Source organism: Klebsiella sp. TF21-TM (assembly GCF_019753495.1).
Taxonomy (GTDB): domain Bacteria; phylum Pseudomonadota; class Gammaproteobacteria; order Enterobacterales; family Enterobacteriaceae; genus Klebsiella; species Klebsiella quasipneumoniae.
This window is the reverse complement of record NZ_JAIJYL010000104.1, coordinates 1-1,269: the sequence shown is the minus strand read 5'-3', so window position 1 is coordinate 1,269 and position 1,269 is coordinate 1. Positions and strand designations below refer to the sequence as shown.

At 41.3% G+C, this 1,269-nt stretch carries 1 protein-coding gene and 1 pseudogene; both read left to right on the top strand.

The window, feature by feature from the left end; translation table 11 throughout:
• A pseudogene (locus tag K5R89_RS27730) lies at positions 1-214 on the top strand (hypothetical protein); the annotation flags it as partial.
• A gap of 312 nt (positions 215-526) precedes the next feature.
• Entirely contained in the window at positions 527-937 is a 411-nt protein-coding gene (locus tag K5R89_RS27090; RefSeq protein ID WP_065813372.1) for a hypothetical protein, read from the top strand.
• The last annotated feature ends 332 nt before the right edge of the window (positions 938-1,269 follow it).

Here is a 1,269-nt window from a genome sequence, read left to right as displayed (position 1 = left end):
AAACATCGTCTCTATACAGATGAATTTCCTGGTCAATCTATGGAATCTGGCCAGATTTAAACCGGCTTATGTCAGGGCTTATTTGGCTCTGTCTAATGACGCTTTTCAGATGCTCCTCGATACAGAGATATCCGCCTTTGTTGAGGTGACAAATGTGGTTCTCTTTCCCCGGTTTATAACCTATGATGCCGGACGACGTGATCACAAAGTATAAGCATGGGGTTACGAGATTATGGCTGATGTTCTGGAAGGTTTCATCCCAAAGGAAAATATGGAAAACTTACGAGTTGAATTTGCTCTTAAAGATTCATATGAGAAGCTAAAGTTATTTTAGCGGTTTCTGGATGCTATAAAAGTTAACTAGCTTCACTCATTGATATGGTAACCTGATTACGGTTCATTCATGTTGGTGAATAACAGGATCCGAGCGTGCTTCGCTGAAAAGTAACTTTTCTGAAAACATGAAGTGGTTTTTCCTGCCGGTCGAAAGAACCGGACCAGGTACACGTTAAGGAGAATGCGGATAATGGGCTTTAAAAAGAGCGAGGTAAGCCAGCTAAATAGCCTGGCAAGTGCCATAAAGTTAATAGAATTTGATGCCAATAAATATACCATAACACATTTGTATGGTCGTAAATTTGCCGGCAGCCTGGAGTACCCCAAAGGGATAAATACAAGAAAAGGGGTAGGTAAATGGCTCGGTGAAAAATCCGCCATGTTGCTGTCAAATGTCGTTGTAAACAATTCTATTCATATTTTCGGATATGACACTCAAAATCCTACAGAATCAACCAGAGAAATGGATTTTAATGCACTTGTTGATTTGTTAATTAACACGGGCTATACGCCGGAATACTACCCGCTCAAGGTCAACAGGATTGTCGAAGTTCTCAACGGGATGTCGGAAGCTGACTATAAAGACTATTGCTTGGTATGAAAAAAGCCCTTCATACATGCGCCGGACAGGTATGATTCCTGCCCGACATGTAGCGCAAAAAAATGCAAAGTTGCTATTATGCGTTATTATCAGTCCGTAGTTCCCTTTGAATAAAAGTAATTAAGATTACATGGAAAATCATCTTTTACACACGGCAAGCACCATCTGCCATATCGCGTTTGCATCGACGGGAATAACGATACCGTCAGATGAGCAGGCTTTTTTTCATCTTTCAGACAGCATCCATAATCGCCTGGGTGATGCTGCCAACTTACTGATTTAGTGTATGATGGTGTTTTTGAGGTGCTCCAGTGGCTTCTGTTTCTATCAGC

Coding starts and splice junctions, on each gene's coding strand:
- K5R89_RS27090 (WP_065813372.1), top strand. CDS start 527: ATGGGCTTTAAAAAGAGCGAGGTAAGCCAGCTAAATAGCCTGGCAAGT.